Source organism: Mucilaginibacter mali (genome assembly GCF_013283875.1).
In the GTDB taxonomy this organism is placed as follows: domain Bacteria; phylum Bacteroidota; class Bacteroidia; order Sphingobacteriales; family Sphingobacteriaceae; genus Mucilaginibacter; species Mucilaginibacter mali.
Genome location: NZ_CP054139.1, coordinates 3,918,263 through 3,938,879, shown reverse-complemented (window position 1 = coordinate 3,938,879; position 20,617 = coordinate 3,918,263). Strand labels below are relative to the sequence as shown.

Annotated in this window: 16 protein-coding genes; 8 read left to right on the top strand and 8 right to left on the bottom strand. The window is 48.6% G+C overall.

Annotation, left to right across the window (positions count from 1 at the left end):
• The first annotated feature begins 39 nt into the window (after positions 1 to 39).
• From HQ865_RS16350 to HQ865_RS16335, 4 genes are all read left to right on the top strand, one after another.
• Complete coding sequence (locus HQ865_RS16350) at positions 40 to 1,098, top strand: sensor histidine kinase (RefSeq protein ID WP_237073484.1); 1,059 nt, start codon at positions 40 to 42, stop codon at positions 1,096 to 1,098.
• Positions 1,073 to 1,816, top strand: a complete 744-nt coding sequence (locus tag HQ865_RS16345; protein ID WP_173415926.1) for a LytR/AlgR family response regulator transcription factor — start codon at positions 1,073 to 1,075, stop codon at positions 1,814 to 1,816. The genes HQ865_RS16350 and HQ865_RS16345 overlap by 26 nt, the downstream gene beginning before the upstream one ends.
• 125 nt (positions 1,817 to 1,941) lie before the next feature.
• Positions 1,942 to 2,337 (top strand): hypothetical protein, encoded by a 396-nt coding sequence (locus HQ865_RS16340; protein ID WP_173415925.1) that lies wholly within the window; start codon positions 1,942 to 1,944, stop codon positions 2,335 to 2,337.
• A gap of 122 nt (positions 2,338 to 2,459) precedes the next feature.
• Positions 2,460 to 2,672: a helix-turn-helix domain-containing protein gene (locus tag HQ865_RS16335; RefSeq protein ID WP_173415924.1), complete on the top strand. Its 213-nt coding sequence runs from the start codon at positions 2,460 to 2,462 to the stop codon at positions 2,670 to 2,672.
• Between the two features lie 132 nt (positions 2,673 to 2,804).
• On the opposite strand, the gene HQ865_RS16330 is transcribed toward HQ865_RS16335, so the two are convergent.
• Positions 2,805 to 4,097: an HAD-IB family phosphatase gene (locus HQ865_RS16330; protein ID WP_173415923.1), complete on the bottom strand. Its 1,293-nt coding sequence runs from the start codon at positions 4,095 to 4,097 to the stop codon at positions 2,805 to 2,807.
• A gap of 218 nt (positions 4,098 to 4,315) precedes the next feature.
• A complete protein-coding gene (locus tag HQ865_RS16325) occupies positions 4,316 to 4,726 on the bottom strand; it encodes a VOC family protein (RefSeq protein WP_173415922.1) in 411 nt (136 codons plus the stop codon).
• Between the two features lie 154 nt (positions 4,727 to 4,880).
• Here HQ865_RS16325 and HQ865_RS16320 point away from each other — a divergent pair, with 154 nt between their 5' ends.
• The 3 genes from HQ865_RS16320 to HQ865_RS16310 all read left to right on the top strand — a co-directional run bounded on the left by HQ865_RS16320 (position 4,881) and on the right by HQ865_RS16310 (position 9,288).
• Positions 4,881 to 6,935, top strand: a complete 2,055-nt coding sequence (locus tag HQ865_RS16320) for a beta-L-arabinofuranosidase domain-containing protein (RefSeq protein WP_173415921.1) — start codon at positions 4,881 to 4,883, stop codon at positions 6,933 to 6,935.
• A gap of 112 nt (positions 6,936 to 7,047) precedes the next feature.
• Positions 7,048 to 8,394 (top strand): Gfo/Idh/MocA family protein, encoded by a 1,347-nt coding sequence (locus HQ865_RS16315; RefSeq protein WP_173415920.1) that lies wholly within the window; start codon positions 7,048 to 7,050, stop codon positions 8,392 to 8,394.
• Between the two features lie 30 nt (positions 8,395 to 8,424).
• Entirely contained in the window at positions 8,425 to 9,288 is an 864-nt protein-coding gene (locus HQ865_RS16310) for a sugar phosphate isomerase/epimerase family protein (RefSeq protein ID WP_173415919.1), read from the top strand.
• 123 nt (positions 9,289 to 9,411) lie between these two features.
• Here the strand turns inward: HQ865_RS16310 and HQ865_RS16305 are convergent, their stop codons facing one another.
• From HQ865_RS16305 to HQ865_RS16280, 6 genes are all read right to left on the bottom strand, one after another.
• Positions 9,412 to 10,404, bottom strand: a complete 993-nt coding sequence (locus HQ865_RS16305; protein ID WP_173415918.1) for an aldose epimerase family protein — start codon at positions 10,402 to 10,404, stop codon at positions 9,412 to 9,414.
• Positions 10,401 to 13,727 carry a DUF5107 domain-containing protein gene (locus HQ865_RS16300; RefSeq protein ID WP_173415917.1) on the bottom strand — a complete coding sequence of 1,109 codons (3,327 nt, stop codon included), beginning with the start codon at positions 13,725 to 13,727 and terminating at the stop codon, positions 10,401 to 10,403. Before HQ865_RS16300 ends, HQ865_RS16305 begins: the two co-directional genes overlap by 4 nt.
• A 168-nt stretch (positions 13,728 to 13,895) precedes the next feature.
• A complete protein-coding gene (locus HQ865_RS16295; RefSeq protein WP_173415916.1) occupies positions 13,896 to 15,242 on the bottom strand; it encodes a sugar porter family MFS transporter in 1,347 nt (448 codons plus the stop codon).
• A 179-nt stretch (positions 15,243 to 15,421) separates the two neighbouring features.
• Complete coding sequence (locus tag HQ865_RS16290; RefSeq protein WP_173415915.1) at positions 15,422 to 17,614, bottom strand: penicillin acylase family protein; 2,193 nt, start codon at positions 17,612 to 17,614, stop codon at positions 15,422 to 15,424.
• Between the two features lie 203 nt (positions 17,615 to 17,817).
• Positions 17,818 to 18,597: an amidohydrolase gene (locus tag HQ865_RS16285; protein ID WP_173415914.1), complete on the bottom strand. Its 780-nt coding sequence runs from the start codon at positions 18,595 to 18,597 to the stop codon at positions 17,818 to 17,820.
• A 52-nt stretch (positions 18,598 to 18,649) separates the two neighbouring features.
• On the bottom strand, positions 18,650 to 19,795 hold the full coding sequence (locus tag HQ865_RS16280) for a methionine aminotransferase (RefSeq protein WP_173415913.1): 1,146 nt from the start codon (positions 19,793 to 19,795) through the stop codon (positions 18,650 to 18,652).
• A gap of 169 nt (positions 19,796 to 19,964) precedes the next feature.
• On the opposite strand from HQ865_RS16280, the gene HQ865_RS16275 reads away from it, so the two are divergent.
• A complete protein-coding gene (locus HQ865_RS16275) occupies positions 19,965 to 20,462 on the top strand; it encodes a hypothetical protein (protein ID WP_173415912.1) in 498 nt (165 codons plus the stop codon).
• Positions 20,463 to 20,617: the final 155 nt, after the last annotated feature.

Below are 20,617 nucleotides of genomic sequence, written 5' to 3'. Positions count from 1 at the left end.
GTTGGGGTGAGGCTACACATCAATTAACTACTTTAACCTGTGAGCAACCAAACATCGGCTTCGATAAAATTGGACTGGGCATTTGCCGCCTGCGGACTGGCATGGGGTGTAGCGCAAACCTACATCGTCCACAGCTTCGGGTTCGATTGGTATACCGCCGGTATTGATGGGGGCGTAAGCACCATCTTACTGGCGGCGGTATGCTGGCTCATTAATAATAACCTGCGCTACTACCAGCCCGGCAAGGGCAGCTATATCAACCTGTTTTTTTGGTGTGTGGCGCTGGCGGCGGCCAGTGTGGCGGGCAGCAGGTATTGTTTGCCATTCATTAACGGGCAAACGGCCTATTTTAACTTCCTTACGCAATCGCTGGTGATACGCTTCTTTACCAACTTCCTCGCTATTGGCTGGATGGCGATGATCAGTCTGGTATGGTACGCGCAACTGGATCATAAAGAGAACGAGAAGCGCAAGGGCGAAGCCGAAAAGCTGGCCCGCGAAGCCGAGCTATACAACCTGCGCCAGCAATTGCAGCCGCACTTTTTGTTCAACAGCCTTAACTCTATTAACGCGCTGATAGGTTTTAAGCCCGATGAAGCGCGCAAGATGATCCACCAACTGTCGGACTTTTTGCGCGGCACACTGAAAAAAGACGATCAGCAAATGGTGCCGTTAACCGAAGAACTGGCGCACCTGCAACTATACCTTGATATTGAAAAGGTGCGCTTCGGGCACCGACTGGTTACCGAGATCAGTTGCGATAAAGTTTGTGGGACCGCTCTGCTGCCCGCCCTGCTGTTGCAGCCCATTGTAGAGAACGCCATAAAATTTGGCTTGTACGATACCACCGACGAAGTAACCATCAGCATCCGCGGTGAGGTGGAGGATAACTACCTGGTGATAATGGTGCAAAACCCTTACGATGCCAAAACTACACGGCCACGTACCGGTACCGGCTTCGGGCTGCGCGGGGTGCAGCGCCGCCTTTATTTGCTATTTGCCCGTAACGATTTGGTGGAAACCTACCCAAATGATGATATATTTACAACCGTAATAAAAGTACCGCAGGCAAATGACGAAACGCGTATTGATCATTGATGATGAACCTTTGGCCCGCATGGTGGTGCGGGAGTATTTACAAAGTTTCCCGCAGATAGAAGTTTTAGGTGAATGCGGCGACGGTTTCGAGGGGATAAAAGCTGTTAACCAGCACAAACCCGACCTGTTGTTCCTGGACGTGCAGATGCCTAAAATAAACGGCTTCGAAATGCTGGAACTGCTGGATCAGCGCCCGGCCGTGATATTTGCCACCGCCTTTGATGAATACGCCATAAAAGCCTTTGAAGCCCACGCGGTTGATTATTTGCTGAAGCCTTTCAGCAAGGAGCGCTTTGAGGCTGCCGTTCATAAATTTTTGGCCGCTGCCCCCGCGCAAGCCATAAAACCAACCGAAGACCTGCTGGAAAGCGGTAACGTATCGCCTGCACAACACGAACGTATTGTGGTGAAGACCGGCACCAAAGTAAAAATTATCCCCGTGCAGGACGTACTGTACCTGGAGGCCGACGACGATTACGTAAGCATCCACACCGCCGAAGGATCGTACCTGAAAAATAAGACCATGGGCTTCTTTGAACAGACCCTTGATCCACGCTATTTTGTGCGGGTGCACCGTTCGTACATCGTCAGCATACAGGAGATCACCCGCATCGATCCGTACGAAAAGGATGCCCATTTGGCTATCCTTCGTTCGGGGGCCAAGATTCCCGTAAGCAAATCGGGCTACGTGAAGCTGAAGCAGGTGCTGGGGATATAAGCGTTTTTTTTATTCCTATAACGAATTAGATACCGGTAAACAAATTTTTGCCCGGGAGGGTTGTTTATTGCATGATACCTTATGCTGTAAAATCCCGCTGCCTGTTGTTTTTAGTTCCGGTTATATTGCTTTCAACTTGTGATCAACCTGGTCATCATTCAGGGCCAGTTTCTAAAATCCCCGATAAAAAGGAGATCTATAATTACTTTCTCAACCAATTAAAACAAACCGCTAAGGCATCAGGTTATTTAAAATACCGGCTGGTTATCAACCGGCTTCAACAGGATACTGTTGCCGGGAATTGCTTCACCCAAAACAGCGGCGAGGTAAGTTGCTATACCATCACTATCGACCGTACCGAATACCTTGATAATTACACCGGAACCTACACCACTACCTACACCGGCGATGTTTATCGCTTATTCCGTAATGATGATGGCAAGCTTGATGTAGCCGGGCATACCGCCGGGTCGCAAAACACCGTTCAGGATCATCATCCCAATACTTCGCATAGTTTGTAAACAGAGTTTAATTAAATTGTTATTATATGAAAATATTATAACTAATAGTAAAACTTTGTATGATATTTTTTCGTATATGCTGATATAAGCATCAATAATAAAAAGCTGAATATTAGTTTTATATGTCCGGGATCAACATCGAATACATTCTTCATAACATTAGAAAAACCCGCGAGCGCAGTTACTTCTCGCAGGAATATATGGCCGCCAAAATGCACATCGGCCAAAACGCCTACAGCAAAATTGAGTTAAGAAAAACAAAACTTACGGTAGAACACCTGTTTGCCATAGCCGATGCATTGGGTGTGGAAGTGGCGGAGCTGCTGGCTCAGTAATTAAGAATTTGTCATTTCGATAGAGCAAGGGCTGGGATGTGTTTAGCGCAAAAGAGAAATATTATACGTGTAGCCGGTCGCACGTATAAGATTTCTCCCGATGGTCGAAATGACAAATTTCGAAGAATATACCTAATACAGCAACCTAAACTTAATGGTCTGCTCAATAGCTTTTAATTCCTCCAGCACCTGGGTATCGTAACCGGTATTTACATCGGTAATTACATAACCAATTTGCGGGTTGGTCACCAAAAACTCGCCAACGATGTTGATGTTGTGGCGGGCGAACACCTCGTTTATTTTAGCCAGGATGCCAGGTACGTTCTTGTGGATATGGATAAGCCGGTGGGCATTGCTTACACGTGGCGGCTGCAGATCGGGAAAGTTGCAGCTGGTATGCGTTTTACCCTCGTTCATAAAGGCGATAACGCGCTTAGGGATAAAGTCGGTATTGCGTGGGTTACTCTTCGGGTCGTCGAAAATGATGACGCCAGCCGCGCAGGCTGTATCGGCCAGTTTACGGCTTTGCACTTTACCAAAGCAACCGATAACCTTTAAGCGACCGGCAGCTTCCACCTGTTCGGGCGTGGGCTGGTTGGCCTCATCGCAAAACAGTACACCGGCTTCCTGCAAATATTTATCCTCTATCTGCTCTTTATGGCGGATGTTGTAGCCTTCTTTGCGCATCTGCACCAGCGCTTCTTCATCAATATTGCCTACCACTAAACATTTGATGCGGTTTTTAGGATAAGAGATAGCTCGTGGTAACTTGTTGATGTACAAAAATTCATCAAAGCTTGGCGTGATATGGTCGGCCTTTTCAACCACCGATTTACGCTCGATATTTTCGGTGTAAGCGAAGAACTTTTTGATCAGGCCCGATTCCTTTAATTGAAAATCAGAGTAGCCATCGCCAATGCCAAAAATATCACCTTGCAGGTTCATCTCGCGAAGTAGCTTTACCTTGCCGCCCTCCTGCGATAGAGGGTTACTTTTATCGTAACCGATGATCTTGCCCTCCTCGTCAAACTCGAAAGTATTGGCATAGATGTTTTCCTTTTTGATATGGTATTCGGCAACAACCGGGATGATGAATTCTTTAAACCCGCCGGATACGATGAGTACCTCATCGGCATGGTTTTTAAAGAAGACGCTGTTGCGCGAAAAAGAGGTAGATACCTTTTTCTTGAGGTGTGTAACCAGTTGCTTCAGGTGGTCGCGGTTGGCTTCCAGTAATCGTACACGGGCGGCAAGACTTTCGGCAAACGAAAGGCGGCCCTCCATGCTGGCATTGGTGTAGTCCTCGATCTGCTGATAGATCTTTTCGCGGTCGGGGTGGCTTTTTAACGATATGCGGGCCAGTTCATCCAAAGCCTCAACCTGTGTAAATGTACTGTCGAAATCGATAATATAGTATCGCCCCATGTTTGTCTCGCTGGTTTAATTGGGCAAAAATGCAAAAATTGTGCGAGGGTTTATCCACAAAAATACAATGTTGATAAAGTTTGTAGTCTTTTTTATCGCTTCCTTGTCATTGCGAGGAGCGTAGCGACGCGGCAATCCCATAGGCAGGTCCTGATTGCAGGTCCTATGGGGTTGCCGCGCTATCGCTCGCAATGACAATTAGGTGGTAACTACTCCGGTCAATGCTCCGCAGGCGGGCCAGCCGGGTCAAGGTACATCACCTCCCACTGGTGCCCATCCAGGTCCTGGAAACTGCGGCCATACATCCAGCCGTAATCGGTTGGTTCTTTTGATGGCTGGCCGCCACCGGCGATAGCCTTGTCATAAAGTTCGTCGGCCTTTTCACGGCTTTCTACCGATACGCAGTTCAGTACCTCGGTGGCTTTAGTAGCATCGCTGATGGGTTTATTGGTAAAGGTCTGGAAGAAACCCTCGGTTACCATCATAAAGTAAATGGTATCGCTCACCACCATGCAGCCGGCCAGTTCGTTGGTGAATTGCGGGTTGAAGCTGTAGCCCAGGCCCTCGAAGAACGCGATGGTTTTCGAAAGATCTTTTACAGGTAGATTTACAAAAATTTGAGTTGCCATAATGTTTGATCGTTTTAATTGATACCCCAAAGTTAATGTCCTGCCGCAAATACGATGCAGTGCAAAAGCGACAATTTAGGGGTGTGATCTTGCCAGTATCGGTGCCGTAATTAAAATATATCCTTAATATTGTAAATACATCTACTTAACTATTATGACCAATATTATCCGGAAGACATTTGCCACGCTGGCATTAGCTGCCGTCATAAACGGTGCCCATGCGCAAGGTGCTTTACAGGTGAGCCGCGTATCAGCGCCTGCCAATACCACAATCAACACATATTATTTAAGCAACCGTGCCCCGCTGCAAAAGGAATACTTTGCAAGGTTACCCATTGGCAGCGTTATTCCCGGCGGCTGGCTGAAACATTTTTTAGAACTACAGCGTTCAGGTTTAACTGGCCATTTGGACGAGATCAGTAAGTGGCTCTCCAAAACCGATAACGCCTGGATAAATAAAGATGGCAAAGGTAAATTCGGCTGGGAGGAATTGCCTTACTGGCTGAAGGGGTACGCCAATATCGGCTATATGCTGCACGACCCGCAGATGATCGCCAAATCGAAATTTTGGATAGATGCCGTGCTGAACAATCAGCGCCCCGATGGAGATTTTGGTCCGGTGGTACTAAAACGTGGCAAACGCGACCTTTGGACTAATATGCCGATGCTTTGGTGTTTGATCTCGTGGTACGAGTATTCGCACGATGCTAGGGTGGTGCCGTTCATGACCCGCTATTTTAAATGGGAGCTGAGTGTTCCCGATAACATGTTCCTGAAGGATTATTGGGAGAACAGCCGTGGCGGCGATAACCTGGTGAGCGTTTACTGGCTATACAACAAAACAGGCGATAGCTTTTTGCTTGACCTGGCCGCCAAGATAGACCATAATACCGCCAACTGGCGCCAGGCCGATAAACTACCCAACTGGCATAACGTGAACATTGCCGAAAGCTTCCGTGAGCCGGCGCAATTTTACCAGCAAAGTAATGCAAAGGCCGATCTTGATGCTACTTATAACGATTTTAAACTGGTGCGCGATATTTACGGGCAGGTGCCGGGCGGCATGTTCGGTGCGGATGAGAATGCCCGCAAAGGCTACAACGACCCCCGCCAGGCGGTAGAGACTTGCGGTATGGTAGAGCAAATGACATCGAACCAAATGCTGCTGCCTATTACCGGCGATACCTTTTGGGCCGATAATACCGAAGATGTGGCTTTTAATACCTATCCCGCCGCCTTCGAACCGGATTATCGCGCCCTGCGCTACCTTACCGCGCCAAACATGGTATTTAACGACAGCAAGAACCACTCGCCCGGCATCGCTAACGATGGGCCGTTCCTGATGATGAACCCTTTCAGTAGCCGCTGCTGCCAGCATAACCACGCGGCGGGCTGGGTATATTACGCCGAGAATAGCTGGATGGCCACACCTGATAACGGTTTGGCGGCGCAACTGTATTTCCAAAACAGTGTGAAAGCAAAAGTGGGTAATGGAAAAACGATAAGCATCAGCCAAAATACACAATACCCTTTTAGCGATAGGGTGGCATTCACCATTAATACTGCCGGCACAGTTAACTTCCCGTTGTACCTGCGTGTACCCAATTGGTGCGATGCGCCTAAGGTGCAGTTGAATGGAAAGATAATCTCGGTTGATCCTAAAGGCGGCGGCTATATCCGCATCAGCAACAACTGGCACAACGGAGACCGCCTGACGCTTATCCTGCCCATGAATATCAACGTGCGCCAATGGGAGCAGAACAAGAACAGCGTTAGCGTAAATTACGGTCCGCTTACCTACTCGCTCAAGATAAAGGAGAACTACATTAAAGGCGACAGCAAAACCACTGCCATGGACGACTCGGGCTGGCAGGAGGGGGCCGATGCCAACAAATGGCCATCGTACGAGATCCACCCCGGATCTGACTGGAACTATGGTTTGGTGCTGGATAAGGATGCTGCCAAATCATTCACCGTGGTTAAGAAGAAATATCCGGCCGATAATAACCCTTTCATCAATGCCAACGCGCCGATAGAGCTGAAAGTAAAAGGCAAACAGATAGCCGAATGGGGGATAGACCAATATGGCCTGGCGGGTATATTGCCGCAAAGTCCGGTAGTAAGCAATGCGAACGAAACTACGCTTACGTTGGTACCCATGGGCGGGGCCAGGCTGCGGATCTCGGCATTCCCGGTGATAGCGAAGTGACAGATCAAATAAAAAAATACATCTAAATACAAATCTTTATTCCGTACTTAGTGTTACCCGCACACTGTGCGGCTTAACGAGTTTATTGTAAACCCTTATTTACCCCTATCCTATGCAAGACCGCAGGGCATTTTTAAAACAAATGGCGCTGGCTTCGGCAGGCGTGGCTGTTAGTAATAGCATATTTGGCATGAGCGCCAAAAGCTACCGCAACATTATTGGCGCTAACGAGCGTATCCACGTGGCTATCATCGGCCTTAATGGCCGTGGTACCAGTATGGCCGGTACCTTCGCGCCGCAAAAAGATACAGAAGTTACCACGCTGTGTGATGTGGATACCCGCGTATTCGCAAAGGCGCTTAAATCGGTAGCCGATGCCAGGCAGGCGAACGTTCCTAAAACCGAGGGCGATTGCCGCAAAGTGATGCAGGATAAAAATATCGATGCCATTTATATTGCCACGCCCGATCACTGGCACGCACCGCTGGCTATTATGGGCTGCGTAGCGGGCAAACACGTATATGTAGAAAAACCGCTAAGCCATAACCCCGCCGAGGGCGAACTGGCCATTGCCGCCGCCCGCAAATATAACCGGGTAGTACAAATGGGCGCGCAGCGCCGTTCGGCACCGATACTAACCGAGGGCATTAACCAATTGCACAGCGGTGTTATTGGCCGGGTTTACTATGCCAAAACCTGGTATACCAATACCCGTAAAGCCACCTTCCTGAAACCGGGCACCGTTCCGGCCGAACTGAACTACGACCTGTGGCAGGGCCCCGCGCCCCGCCGCCCATACCAGGATGGGCTGATCCATTATAACTGGCATTGGTTTTGGCACTGGGGTACCGGCGAGGCACTGAACAACGGTACCCACGAGGTAGACGTGGCCCGCTGGGGATTAGGCGTTGATTACCCCAATAAGGTAACCTCATCGGGTGGGCGATATGCTTTTAAGGATGATTGGCAAACACCCGATACCCAGGCCGTAACGCTGGAATATCCCGACAGGAAAATGATCCTTTGGGAAAGCAGCAGCGTTAATGGCCGCAAGATAGAGGGAGAAGACCGTGGTATTATCTTCTACGGCGAAGGCGGCAGCCTGCGCACAGGTGGCGATAGTTATAAGATATACGATCTGGAAGGCAAACTGATTAAGGATGTTAGTTCCAAAACACAGGAGGCCTCGGTACAGGGTCGCAATACCGCCAGCGTAAGCCTGGGTATGGATAGCATGCACGTGGCCGATTTTCTGGATGCCTGCCGCAATAACCGCCGCCCAAATTGCGACGTGGAGATAGGGCATAAAAGCATTGTAGGTATGCAACTAAGCAACGTAGCCTGGCGGTTAGGCCGCGAACTGCACCTTAACCCCCAAAACGGCCATATCCTGAACGATAAGGAAGCGCAAGCAATGTGGGCACGTACTTACGAACCGGGCTGGGCGCCAAAAATTTAAATAATACGTCTAATCAATAGAAAAAATAATATGATCTGCCGGTTTAAAAAAGCATTACTAACTACAGGATTAGCCATTGGTTTGGCCACCGCGTCGTTCGCGCAAAAACAATTGTTCCCGGAAGCCCCGGGGATGGTATCGTTTACCTACCGTAACAATTTTGCCAAAGATGTACCAGCCACACTTGATATGGTAAAGGGCAACGGCGTTACGGATATGGAATTTAGTAACCTGTTCAAACAAACGCCCGAAAACCTGCGCAAAATGTGCGATGAGCGCGGCATTAAAATATCATCTTATGGTGTAAGCTACGAGGATTTAGTTGGCAAAACCGACGAGGTAGGCCAGGCGGCCAAAACCCTGGGCGCAAGCTATGTGCGCGTGGCTGGCATCCCGCATAAAGGCGCTTTTACTTTAGATAACGCCAAACAGGCCGTGGCCGATTTTAACAAATATGGTAAGATGTTGAAGGATAAATACGGTGTAACCTTTATCTATCATAATCACGGCTTCGAATTTCAGCCATACGAAGATGGTACCCTGTACGATTATCTGGTTAAAAATACCGACTCTAAATACGTAAGCTTTGAACTGGATATCCTGTGGGCATTCTTCCCTAACCAGGATCCGGCCGCTATGCTGGCTAAATACGGCAACCGCTACAAAGCCCTGCACATGAAAGACCTGAAAAAAGGCGTGGAGCGCGGCAGTCTTTCAGGCAGCACCCCGCAGGATAACGATGTGATACTGGGCACTGGCCAGATCGATATCCCGGCCGTAATTAAAGCCGCCCGCAAAGCTGGTGTAAAACATTTTTATATCGAGGATGAAAGCAGTTCGTCTATCACCCAGGTGCCGGAGAGTATTAAGTATTTGAATAGTTTGAAGAAGTAGTTTCTTAATTCCTATTATATTCCATCGTCATCCTGAGCATAGCGAAGGATCCCCGATAAGCAGAGCGGTTATGCATAGCTTGGGATCCTTCGCTATGCTCAGGATGACGATTTTATATAGGTATTACCACCCAAACCCCAACTCCGTCCATTGCTCCCAAATCTCACCTGCTTTAAGCAATGTAGAAGGAAACGTTGCATGATTCGGCGAATCCGGATAATATTGCGTTTCCAAACAAAGGCCCCCATTTTTTAAAAACTGTCCGTCAAGGTAATCGGCGCTATAGAAAACAAGGGCAGGCATATCGGTTTCTACCCGCATCTCCCGTCCGCTTGCTTCATGACTCAATATCGCAGCGAGGCCAACTGTGTTCTTAGTCAGCACATAACATTCGTTACGTGAGCCGTTATCCACGACGCGATCAGTTTTAAAATCAAAGGAAGTACCCACCACCGATTTAACCTCTCCTGTAGGGATATAATTTTCATCACTTACCAAATAACTATCCGCATTAATAAATAGCCGGTGATTTAAAGCGTTTTGCTGCTTTCCGCTCAAGTTAAAATAGCTGTGATTGGTGAGGTTGATATGCGTGTCGGCATCGCTTACAGCTTTATATCTTATGCTTAATTTATTATCGGCAGATAATTGATACATTATCCAAATGTCCAGATTACCCGGGTAGCCCTCTTCCAGATGCGGGCTCCGGTAATACAATTCTACCGATGCCGTATCATCAGTAATAGCCTCGTTAGTTACGGTAAAAACCCGTTTGTTAAAACCTTTATTGCCCCCATGCAGGTGGATGTTTTTATCGCCATCGTTAGGCGCTAATGGGTATTGCACCCCGTTGATGTTTAAAGCTGCCCCCGCAATGCGCCCGGCAAAACGGCCCACGGTGCATCCTATATAAAACTCATCGGCAATATAGCCGGCAAGGTCATCGTACCCTAAAACAATGTTCTGCTTTTGTCCATTTTTATCAGGCGTGATGATGCCGGCAATCGTCGCCCCGAAATTGGTAAGCGATACCTCCATTTGCCCGTTGCTTAATTTAAACAGGTATACGTTTTGCCCTTCGTGATGGCCCCAAATTGCCTTTGTCAACTGCATCATATAGCTTGTTCTGCCAAAAGTAAGTGCGTTTTTGCGCCCTGGTGTTCGGCATCCAGCAATAGTACTTTATTAAATAGCTGCTTCGCTTCCGCCGTATTACCTAAGCCAAGGTTGCCCAGTCCTTCCATAAACAGGCAGTGGATTTGGTTGCGCAGGTTCAGGTCATCTTCAAAAACCAGCATGTTGGGCAGCGATACGGCGAAATAGTCGATCTTTACCTCATCGTTAATATGCTGTTTGCTGTAATTAATAAGATTATTGAAGATATGCCCGGCATTGGTAGTCTCGCCCAATTGGCTCCAGGCCCATCCCTGGTAAAATATTTTATCGGGCTGCTGATCGTTATAAAACATGGCCGCTGAAGGTTCGGACAGGCCAATGGTGGCCTTGCGGAAGTAATCCTTCGCTGCTTCGGTATTACCCATGGCCTGGTAAGCGCGGCCCAGCCAGTAAAAAATATCATTCTCCTGCGCGCCGAATAGTTTGCCCTCGCCCAAATTATGCGGATAGCTTTGCGCGCGGCCCAGCAAGGCAATGGCGTTGGCGTATGCCCCGTTTTGCAAATGTTGCTTAGCCAGTTGCACCAGGCTGTAAATGTATTGCCCCGATGCCTTGCCCTCGCCGCCTTCCCATGGGTGAAACTGCCGCTCGCCGATCATGATCAGGGCTTTGTCATACTCGCACATAAAATTCAGCAGGCTTACATATTCCAAATAAACATCATCGCGCATTAAAACGGTTGGCATGTGCGCCTCCATCAAAGCACGGCGTTGCTGCGGCATATGGTTAAGGCGTTTGTATAGCTGGTCAAGCTCCATCAGTACGCGGGCATCGGCAGTATCCAGCGCAAAGGCTTTTTCAAAATATTGCAGGGCCTTTTCAGGCTGGCTCAATTTGTTGAAATAGGCAATACCCAAATTGCGCAGCACAGTAGGGAAGGTATCATCCAGTTGGGCCGATAATTCCCAGTTGGCAATGGCATCGGCATACTGGCGCTTATCGTAAAACAGGTTGCCCAAATAATAAGGCGCCTTGCTATCGGATGGGTTTAATTGAATGGCCGATTGCAGTATCAGTACTTCTTGCAGGCGGTTAGGGAAACACAAATATGGATCAGCAGCCCCAGCTTTTTGCAGCCATTGGTTGGCGTTACTTTCATCGCCTGTTTGGGCAGCAAACCATGCCATATAATAATAAACCAGCGGGTTGTTGTTTGCGTTAACAATGAGCGATAACAAACCGGTTGCTTCGGCATATAAACCCGCCGCGGCATAATCCAAAGCGTAGGCCATCAGGTTTTGTTCACTCCCGCGCGATAGGTTTAGCAGGGTATCAATTGCCGCCTGCGCTTCGGCAGGGTTGTTGTTTTGCTGTTGGCATAACGATAATTCATACAAAGCGCCCAGGTTAAAAGTATCGCGTTGCAATTCATCGGTACAAACCTTTTCCGCTTTTTCCAACTGCTCCATCTTACGCAAAGCCGCCGATTTGATCACATAAGCCTTACTGTTATTGGCATTGTTGCTGATGGAAATGTCGATATGTTCCAGCGCCAGATCATAATCGCTGCGGGCCATATCTATCTGCGCGACGGCAAAAAAGCCGGTATCCTTCCAGGCCTTGCTCCAGGTGGCTTTGTAAAAGTTGTTGTAAGCTTCATCGGTTTGGCCTAAAAACTTCAGGGCAAGACCAAGATTATAATACGGTTCGCTATCGTAAGGATTAGGGTTACGCTGTATACTGGTAGCTATAGCCGCACGGAAGTAGGGGGCGCTCCGTTCAAACTGTCCCCGGCGCAGGTACCACAAGCCCAAAGCATTGTTGCAACGGAAATCACCCGAGTCGCGTTTCAAGGCTTCCTCATAATAAGGCACCGGGTTATAAGTTGCGTGGCGGTATTGCTCTAAGTGCTGTGCCGTAAAAAATAACTGCTCGTTATTAACCACATCGGCAGGTGGCAAAGCCGGTTTGGCTGCCTGCGGGATAGGGTTCTTTTTATTGGTTGATGGATCATATTTCAACAATTCCCTGCCCGTTGCCGAACTGATGGTAAACACAAGCTCATCTTCTTTAACATCGTTACCCACCGGTATGGTTCTTTCAAAAACGTTTTCGGGCTGAATATTGGCCTGTTCAGCAAACAGGGTTTCGCCTTTGTAGCTTAAGGTGATACTTAATCCCTTGTGTACCGATGTTACATATACCTTAACTGTTGCATTATTCCCGTTTTTGCTGATGGTTAGCAGGAGATCCTTCGACGCGTTCTTCACCAACCCCAGTTCCTGGTAAGACATAAAATACTGGGTGAACGATTTTTCCTCGTTCGGCATCAGCCAGCTAAAATCGGGCTGGTTATCGGTGAACATGCCGGTCATCAACTCAATGTACGGGCCGTCCTCGTCGGTAAGGTTGCGGTCCCAGGCCTGGCCAAAATCGCTGTGGCCCCAGGTCCACTGCTTTTTACCCGGCGATACATGGTGATTGGCCACGTGCAGCAAGCCGCCGCGTGTATCATGCTCATATCCGCCGATGAAGTTATAATCGGAATTGATGGCCATGTACGATGTAGGCACCGGGATGTTTTTATACCAGGATATATCCGTGCCCGGTGAGTAATCAACCTTATAATAAGTGCCGGTGGCGATAGGGAAGGTAGAAACATCGCGCTTACCATGATCAAAAACGGCGTTCACATCGGGTGGGAATACAGATTGATAATCGTCGTTAACTTTTACGGCCGGGTTGGCCCACCACAAAAAGGTTTGCGGCAACGACGAGGTATTCAACAGTTTGGCTTTGATCTCGATATAAGCCCTTCCCGGGTGTACCGTAAAACCCGCCATCCCCTTGGTGTGGAACATCTGCTCCATCTCGTTTATCCAGATGGTTTTACTACCGTCGGCGTTCTCTTCTATCTTATAATCGGTAGGGCCAAAGGTATTTGGGCGATGGTGCTGCGGCCAGTTAAACTCCAAGCCGCCCGAGATCCAAGGGCCGGTCAGGCCCACCAATGCCGGTTTGATCACCTGGTTATAGTAAATAAAATGGCGTTGTTTTATCTTATCGTACGCCATCTGCACGCGGCCACCCAACTCGGGCAGGATCATGATTTTGATATACTCGTTCTCGAGGAACAGGCCAATGTATTCCTTGTCTTCTTTCTCGTCGTAAATCTTCTCTATCACCGGGTTGGGGTATACAACCCCGCTGCTGCCCTGGTATACCCGCTTTTCAAAAAACATCGGGTTTTTATCGGGCTTGCCAATGCCGTAGGTGGGTATGCTTACTTTTTCTTCCCAGGCGTTTACGTATGATGTGTTCATGCACCTCTCGATATGTTTTTTTAGTTCCCTCCCCTGGGAGGGGTGTGTTTGATTTGTGTGATGGCAGGGAGGGGTTTAAGCCTCACCCCAACCCCTCTCCAAAGGAGAGGGGCTAAGAAGTGTTGTTTTATAAGCCCTCTCCTTTGGAGAGGGTTTGGGTGAGGCCGATTAATGCCTCACCAAATTATCTTCCAGCTCCTCCAGCGTTTGCCCTTTTGTCTCTTTTACTTTACCCACCACAAACAAAAAGCCCAGGAGGCAAATGCCCGCGTACAGGTAAAATGGCCCGTAAGTGCCCAGCTTTTTAGCCAGGATAGGAAAGGTAAACACCAGTATAAAATAAGCCCCCCAAAGCGATACGATAGCCACAGACGATGCCGCGCCCCGTATCTTATTAGGGAAGATCTCTGAGATTAACACCCAGGTAACCGGCGCCAGCGAGAGCGCGTAGATGCTGATGGCCAGCAGCACAAAAACCGAAACCATGTATGCCGGGTAATGATTTTGCAGGGCAAATGCCAGTACAATGTATAATATCGACAAGCCCAGCGAGCCGATCAGCATCAGCGGGCGACGGCCTAATCTATCCACCAGCCACATGGCCAAAATGGTGAAGATGAGGTTTACCGCGCCGATGGAAACGGTCTCGAACAATTGCCGGTTAAGATTAGCGCCAACTGATTCAAATATGGTGGACGTATAATTAAACACCACGTTGATCCCGCAAAACTGCTGAAACACGGCCAGGATGATACCCACCGTAACCGCTGGGCGTACGCTTTTTTGGAACACAGTGCTGTAGGACACCTTTTGGTTGCCGGTCAGCGATTTTTGGATGGCGGCGGTTGTGTTTTCGGCAAATTCCGCCGAGCCGATCTTATTCAGTACGGCTTTTGCTTTGTCTACCTGGCCGTCTTTCAGCAGCCAGCGTGGGCTTTCGGGCAGCCAGATCACCCCCACTAAAAATACCAGCGACGGCACCACACCCAGGCCAAACATCCAGCGCCAGGCATCGGGGCCATGGTCGGCCAGCAGGTAGTCTACCAGGTTGGTTACCAGAATGCCAATCACAACGGTAAGCTGGTTAATGGCCACATTGCGCCCCCGCACTTTGGCCGGCGATACTTCGGCAATATACATGGGGCACAGCATAGATGCCATCCCCACGCCAATACCCGCCGCAAAGCGCATGATGACAAAAAAAGTTAGTCCCTGCGATAAAGCGATACCGATGGACGAAATTGCGAAAATAGCAGCAGCTATCATTAGCCCCGGCCGGCGGCCGTAGCGGTCGGTAATATTACCGGCGATGAGGCAGCCCACAATACAGCCCAGCGCAAGCGAGCCGGTTAGGAAACCTTCCCACCAGGCATCCAGCATAAATTGGGTGCGCAAAAAAGGCAGAGCGCCGGATATTACAGCAAAATCGAAGCCAAACAGGTAGCCCCCCAGGGCCGAGATGAACGATATACCGATGATATATCGTGTATTAAAGTTTTCGGGTTGCACAGGCATTGGTTTTATTGGTTAGTTAAAGATGCCGCTTTATAACCAATATCGCAATGGACTTATTTTGAGAAAGGATGGATTATGTTATTGTCTGAACCGCTGATTTTTTTTGATTACACTGATTTCGTTGATTTTTTCTCAGCGTCATCATTCTAATCATACAAAATCAGCGGTTCAGACAAATACTACGGATGGTACGTCCGCTGCACATGCTTCAACACATCGGCTTTGTAAAACAGCACATCTTTAAATTGCCCGTTGATGTAGCCCTCGGTCTGGTCGGTAAAGTTCTTCGATTTTGGGTCGAACGATTGCCCGCCGGTCATGATGCTTTTGGCTTTTATTTTCGGGCCAAATTCAATGGCGGCAATGAAGCTGTTGCCGCTGTAGCCGTAGCGCTTTTTGGTGCCATTCATCGGCCGGCTTACAAACGATGGCAACTGCCCGAACAATGATGATACCTGCCCTACGGGAATGCTCGGCGCGTTATCGTTAAACATCCCGTCGGCCGGGCGCTGATAACGGTTGATATCGCCCCATTGCACCTTCCAGTCGCCATAGCGGCTTTGCAGGCTTTTTACCACGCTGGCCAGGTCATCCAATAATTGCTTTGGCGTGGCAGCCTTTATCATGGCCTCGGTACGCGCGGTTTGGTACGTGCCATCCTCCGAAGATTTGGCGCGTGGTAACAACCGCATCAGGCTTGAACCCCACTCGAAGCCCAGCGTAGTAGCCACCGAGTTCACCGCCGAACGGCGGTCCCAATCGCGCAGTATTTGTACGGGTTCTTTTAACATAGCCTTGGTACTGTCAGGCGCTGCGTCGTAAGCTTTAAACAGCGGCGGCAGCAGCACATCAAAGGCGGTAAGGTATTTATCGTAACCTAATTTTATCAAATCATCCATCCCCAGGCTTTTTACATTGCCGAACATGCGGATGGCGTTTACGGCCCGGTAGTTTTCGCCATCGGGGGCCATGTAGGCCGGGTATTTGGTTTTATCCGGACTGGCAACACCTGCCGATGAGAAGGGGGTAGAGTTACAATTCTCTATCCAGCCGGTCGATGGGTTAAACACATGCACGATCTCACTTTGTTTATGCAGGCCCTGCCACTCGGTGGCCGAGGTGCTGCCGTCAACAGGCTGTGTCCAATCTAACTTGGGATCGCGTTTGGGCATAAAGTTGCCATACCAGAACGCGATATTGCCCTGATCGTCGGCGTAAACGGTGTTGTTGGTGGCGTTGTGGCCAATATCCATGGCCAACTTATATTCGGCAAAGGTATTGGCTTTGGTGATCAGCCACGATTCCAGCAGGGCAGGGTAGCTGCGGTTATCGTTCCGTAGTGCCAGCCACTTGCCGTTGCGCGCGCCCAGTACAGGGCCATGATGGGTAAAGTAACCGGTGAATGTTTTCGGTACCAGCTTATCGCCCTGCTTAACGTTGATGGTCAGTTTGCGTTCGGTTACCGGCTTTTGTTCACCATTGTATTCGTAATACCATTTGCCGTCTTTTTTGGTGACTTTCTCGGCATACAGGTCGCCCACATCGGCATTGCTGCTGGTATGCATCCATCCGCAGTGCTGGTTAAAACCCTGGTACACGAAGAATTGCCCCCAGGTGCAGGCGCCATAAACATTCAGGCCCTCCTTGCTCACCAACTGCACTTCGCTACGGAAATAGAACGGTACATGCGGGTTGATATAAAGCATGGCGTGTTTAGACGCGCTTAGCTTTGGCGACACGGCAAACCCGTTCGAGCCGATCTCGCGCTCGTCCAGTTCCTCCTGCAGGGTTTTAGGTTTGGGCAATTTCAGCTTGCCCATATCCATCCCCGGCTGACCGTAAAAGCGGGCGGTCTCACTTAAATTCAACCCACCGGTTACCGTTGCCGATACGCTGCCATCGGTAAACATCAGCGCGTACCACGGCTCAAAATGTTTAAACACCAGTGGTTTTACTTCGGGGTGTTTGTACAGATAGTAGTTAATGCCATCGGCAAAGGCGTCCATCAGTTTTTTAAACCAAACGGGACTGGCCTTATAATCTTTAATGGCATCGGCACTGTCGGCTATCATTTGCAGTTGTACATCGGTGTAGAGATTGCTTTCGCCATCCACCTCGGCCTGGCGGCCAAGCTGGTACAGGTAGTTCCGCTCGATCCCCTTAAAATTATCCTCGCACTGGCTATACATCAGTCCAAACACCACCTGCGCGTCCGTCTGCGCGTAAATATGCGGCACGCCATAATTATCGCGGATGATGGTTACCGCTTTGGCCTGTTGCTGATATCGGGCAATTTCCTTTGGCGTAGCCTTTTGGGCGGATACTACAAAAGGCAATACAAGAGCAGCTATAGCAAGTAGTTGTTTTTTCATGCGATTGGGGGATTGGTAATTTAAAATTAGCAAAAAGGTAATTTAACCACAAAAGGCACAAAGGAAGAAGTACAAAGGTCACAAAGAACTTACATAATCGCTTTAATAGCCAAATAAGAACCGCTGTGACCGCTGCGTAAATCTCAGTGATTAAATTTTAACCCAATAAGAAAGTAAATTAAGACGGAAGCGTGACCTGAGCCTTAATCCAATATCTCAAACTTATCCGCATCCCTTAAAAAAGGCATAGCCCTGCGTACGCGTGCCAACTCATCGGGGTTGATGGTAAACGTATAAACATCCTCCTCATCGCGCTTGTAGTAAACCACATCACCATTGGGGCTGATGCAGGTAGAATCGCCCGAGTGGTAAACTTCATTTCCGTCATGGCCTACACGGTTAAGACCAATCACATAGCTTTGGTTCTCTACCGCGCGGGCGGGTATCAGGGTGCGCCAGTGCAGCGCGCGTTTTTCGGGCCAGTTGGCTACAATGATCAGCATATCATATTCCTCGTCTACATTGCGCAGCCACACGGGGAAACGCAAATCGTAGCAGATCATCGGGCAGATCTTCCAGCCGTTCAGTTCTACTATCAGTTTACTTTTACCGGGGGTGTAGGTTAAATGTTCCTTGCCCATGGCAAACAGGTGGCGCTTGTCATAATGCTCGTAAGTGCCATCGGCGCGCATCCAGATCAGGCGGTTGTAGAATTTGCCGGCATCTTTAATGATCATGCTGCCGGTTACCACGCAATTATATTTGGTTGCTATTTCCTGCATCCATTGCATGGTTTTGCCGTTCATAGGTTCGGCCAGGCGTTCGGCATCCATACTAAAACCGGTGTTGAACATTTCGGGCAGGATGATCAGGTCTGTCTTCTCGCGGATACCGCCTAAACGCAGGGTAATGTTCTGCAGATTTTTATCAATATTCTCCCAAAAAAGGTACCCCTGATAGGTGGTTATCTTTAAGTTCTCCATCGGCTATAATTTAGTACGGTTGGCCTTTTTACGGTAAACCGCGGTTAGATGTTCACACCTTTAATAGTCTTTCAACGGCTTTATCAAGCGTTTCTTGCCTTTTGGCAAAACAAAAACGCAGGATATGATGATCAGTACCCTTACTATAAAAGGCCGAAACCGGTATAGATGCCACCCCAAATTCATTGGTTATACGTATGGCCAAATCGGTGTCCTTTTCATCGGTAAGGCCCTGGTAGCTAACACACTGAAAGTACGAACCCTGGCATGACAGCAGCTTAAAACGGCTTTGCGAAAGTCCCTCCCTAAAGTGGTCGCGCTTTTGCTGAAAAAAATCGGGTAACCCGGCATAAACATTTTCATCTTTCAGGTAATCGGCAATACCGGCCTGCATGGGCGTGTTTACACTGAATACTAAAAACTGGTGTACTTTTCTAAACTCCTGCATTAAATTAGCAGGGGCCAGGCAGTACCCCACCTTCCAGCCGGTGGCGTGAAATAATTTACCGAACGATACCGTGATAAAGCTGCGCTTGCGCAACTCGGGGTAGCGGGCCATACTGTGGTGTTCCTGCCCGTCGTACACCAAATGCTCGTACACCTCATCGCTTAGTATTAAAATATCCTGGCTTTTTACTATGGCGGTTAACTCATCAATATCGGCCATGCTTAAAATTGTACCTGTAGGGTTTTGCGGCGAATTGAGGATGATCATCCGTGTTTTATTGGTGATCAGCCTTTTTACCATATCCCACGGTATGCGATAATCGGGCGGTTCCAACTCCAGCGATTTTACCACGCCGCCCATCAGCTTAATGGCAGGGGCATAGCTATCATAAGCCGGTTCGAAGATGATCACTTCATCATTAGGGTGTATCACTGCGCTTAGGGCCGTATAAATGGCCTGCGTGCCGCCGGCGGTTACAGTTACTTCGGTATCGGGGTTATAAACCGCGCCGTATAGTTTTTCGGTTTTAATGCTGATCTGTTCGCGCAGGCTCATCAGGCCGGCCATCGGGGCGTATTGGTTGTGCCCATCTTTCATGGCCTTTGCTACCAGTTTGGTAAGCTGGGGCGCGCAATCAAAATCGGGGAAACCCTGCGACAGGTTGATTGCCTTTGTTTCGGCTGCCAGTGCCGACATTACCGTAAAAATGGTAGTACCCGTTTGGGGAAGTTTAGATGTTATAGGTATCATGCAAGGCTAAAAATACGGAAAATTATAAGATAATGCATGTTGCTGACCTATGGCAGGGTAGCCGCCTGAACATGCTGTATCAGCATGTTCAGGCGATAATAAACAAATCAGAAGTATTTATGAACGAATAAATATTAAAAAAATAGTTATTTTTGATCGTCCTGATTAAATGAAGAAGTTACTGGCCATCACGATCTTACTTTTTAGCTGTGCCGTATCCCGCGCGCAAACTATCGCTTTTAACGACTTGGCCGACCTGGTGAACCTGAGCCTGCCCCAGGTTGATAATATTTTGATAGGTACAGGTAAATTCAAGATCAATAATAAAGAAGAGCAGAACGGCCAGATCATTACCCACTATCAAAGCATCGATAAGAACAAAAACGTGATCAAGGGCGAAACCATGCTTACCGGTGCCTACCGCACCAGCGCCGATGGCATTATGCTGAAAACCGTTACCTACAAAACCATTTATCCCGCCTATATAGCCAACCTGCAAAAGCAAATACTGGGTTTTGGCTATAAACTTACCTTTACCGGCAGCGACCAGCAGCGTAAACTATTTATTTACGATAACCAACTGAACCACATTACCGTGATGATGGAGAACGACCATAGCAGCAATTCTGTTGTCATCAGGCAAAAGGATGTGGGGATGGAGCAATAGGGCTTCGCGTCATTCGCTTCGCTGTCATTATTACTTCGCGTCATTAGGTCATTACGCTTCGCTATCATTATTTTATTTCACAGATTTTGGGAAAGATTGCACCGATTTAGAATCTCTGTATCCTCTGTGCTTAAACCACAATGACCACTAACCAC